The organism is Methanobrevibacter sp., assembly GCF_045577275.1.
Lineage (GTDB): Archaea > Methanobacteriota > Methanobacteria > Methanobacteriales > Methanobacteriaceae > Methanobrevibacter.
Genome location: NZ_JAZNIB010000045.1, coordinates 1 through 2,822 on the forward strand (window position 1 = coordinate 1; position 2,822 = coordinate 2,822).

Here is a 2,822-nt window from a genome sequence, read left to right on the forward strand (position 1 = left end):
CACTCCTTCTTTAGTTCTTACATCACAATTTAAGAGCTCATTACAGATATAGGAACCGTTTCTGTCTGCAAATTCTTCCAAGAATTTGACGCATACATCATCTGATTTAATTTTGCTTTCTGAATCGCCAATCTCAGATTGACCATATTTTAATCCTAAAACCATCAATGCTCCAGAGCATGCTCCGCAAACTTCACCCTTACGCATACCGCTTCCAAAGCATCCTCCAATCTTGAGAGCCTGCTTTTCATCAAGCCCTAATTCTTGTGAAAAACTTGCAAAGACGGCTTGAGCACAATTGAATTTCAATCCAAATAAATTTAATGCCTTATCCACATGTGTCATAATTTATCCCCTAAAAAACAAAAAATACCTTAATAATCATAAAATTGACTAAAAAAAGAAATAGATTATATAAAAAAATTAAAAAAAAATAGAAAAAGAAAAGAGAATAGGAACAATATGAGTATTAACCTAATTATTCTTTTCTAACTAATTTAACTCTGGACGGAGTTACAATAATTAAATTTTTATCTTCAGCTTGAGAAAGTAAAATTGCTTCAGCACCATATTGGCTTCTTAAAAGCTTTAAGATTTCTCCAGCTTGTCTGAATTCTCTTTCTCCTTGTTTTTCAAGGAATTTTAAATCAAGAATTACAGGATTGTTTTCTTCAACGATTTGGTCGAAAACATAATCCATATCATCAACAGATTTTGGTCTGATTAAAATGATTTCATAAAAAGTTTGTTCTGGAGAGATGGAAGTGAATTCATCTTCATCATCCATAAAACCAATATCGTCTCCATAATCGCCTACGCCATATGCACTGCCAAAGTCATCTTCTTCAAAACCAAGGCTTTTCTTTAAATTATCAGTAAAACTCATTTTGATCTTCCCTTATTTTTATAAGAAAAATTGTTTAAATAAAATTTATATTAATTGTTAAAATATTAAAAAAATTTAACTAATTTTATTATTTTATTAATAATTATTTAAAAGTTTAATAAATCAAACTTTTGTTATGTTAAAATATATATTTTTTAATAGTTATAAAACTTATTATTTTTTAATAAGAAATTGAAATTTGAAAAAAGTTTAAAAAATCATTATAGTTAATAAAAATTAGAAAAAAATAGAAAAAATTAGAAATAATTAATGAAATAAAAAAAGAAAAAAAGAAATAATTAAATAAAAAACTTAATTTTTATCTAAATATTCTAAAATAGCATCTAATAATTTACCTGCTCCACCAGCATACATATCTGCTGCAGGTAAACCATATTTCTCTTCAAAGCTTTCTAAAGTCATGTCGTCATCTGCATTTCTCATATTTATGGATAAACCGACAACTTTAGTGGTAGGCACAACCGCTTCAATAGCCTTTACCTCATAATCGATACCTCTTGGTTCACGATATGGGTGGTTTGGTCTGTGACCTACAATGACTGCATCTGGATCTGCACCGATTAAGATACATGCAGACAATCCTCTTGGGTGAGGATTTCCATCTTCAGTCAAGCTTGATTGACCTTCAATAAAGATTATGTCCGGACTGTCATGTTCTTCCACATATTTCATGGAACTGAGTATAGCGGAAGGAACATCCATAGATGATAAGCTGCCTGCTCTGAAGTTAAATGCAGTAGGCTTTTCCAAACCCATTTCATCAGTGGAAATAATTGAAGCTTTCAATCCTCTTTTTTCTGCTTCAATACCGAGGGATTTGGTTGTAGTCCTTTTACCACATTCTTGGGAAGTTCCGCCTACAAAGACCACTTTAGCCTTAGGTTCATAAGATATCTTAGGCAATACTTCACAACACTTTTCAGGTGCTACACCACAAATTTTACGAACAACATCCAATCTTGGACTAATCTCTTTTATACAAACATCATTTTGTTCTGCTAATTTCAATAATGATTCATTTTCAGACAATGATAATGATCTAAATGAAACAACTGCATTCTTACCGTTTGCCAAAGCTTGAACTGCATATTTGAGTGCAGTTCCTTCAGCACCAATAGGCAACATGATTGCTACAGTATTTGCTTCAGTAGATTCAAATAAATCTGATAAGTTTGAAGCGACTTCAAGACCACAGAAAGGTTTTCCTTGTTTTGCAGGGTTGTCATCAAGGAATCCTACTGTTTCAATTCCTTCAAGGTTAGAGAATTTTTCTCCTCCACCCCCACATCCAATAATAATATAAGGATTCAATTCTTGAAGATCTTCAACAGAAGTTATAGAATACAAGTAATCACTCCTCTTTAAAAATTGTGTAATTTTGATAAATATATTAATTTGATAAATTTTTTAAATATTGAACTTTTTCAAAAATATATATTAAGTACTAATGCAATAAATATTAGAATATCCAACATTATAGAATTTATCTTATTGTAAGTATATATCTATTATTATTAATAAATATTAGCATAAATGATTAAAAATTAATTTGAAATTAATTTGAAAATTATTTGAAAATTATTTGAATTAATTGAAATATGAAAAAATCTTTTAATGGTGAAATATTAAAATTATAAATATGAAAATTGGAAAAAATGATAATTGTTAAAATATAATTAACTACATCTATATACATTACAAACAAAAATTAGATTTGAAAATAACTATTAAAAATATTGCATATAGACATCATAATTATCAATAGCTATTATCCCAATATAAAAAATAATTAAGGAGAAAATCATATGAACGTGGATGATGTAATTACTGGAAAAAGTGCTGAAATGAAAATAGATTGTCCAGTATGTGGAGGAAAAAATACTGCAACTTACACTACTCAAACTCATGAACTTGC

3 protein-coding genes are annotated in these 2,822 nt (G+C 28.9%); all 3 read right to left on the minus strand.

Going from position 1 to position 2,822, the window contains the following annotated elements:
* Window positions 1–345: C-GCAxxG-C-C family protein (locus tag ACKI67_RS01485; RefSeq protein WP_407461622.1), on the minus strand; the 345-nt coding region annotated here is incomplete at its 3' end.
* A 133-nt stretch (window positions 346–478) separates the two neighbouring features.
* Entirely contained in the window at window positions 479–886 is a 408-nt protein-coding gene (locus ACKI67_RS01490) for a cell division protein SepF (protein WP_407461623.1), read from the minus strand.
* A 312-nt stretch (window positions 887–1,198) separates the two neighbouring features.
* Window positions 1,199–2,254 (minus strand): DUF1611 domain-containing protein, encoded by a 1,056-nt coding sequence (locus tag ACKI67_RS01495; RefSeq protein ID WP_407461625.1) that lies wholly within the window; start codon window positions 2,252–2,254, stop codon window positions 1,199–1,201.
* Window positions 2,255–2,822: the final 568 nt, after the last annotated feature.

Coding starts and splice junctions, on each gene's coding strand:
- ACKI67_RS01490 (WP_407461623.1), bottom strand. CDS start 886: ATGAGTTTTACTGATAATTTAAAGAAAAGCCTTGGTTTTGAAGAAGAT.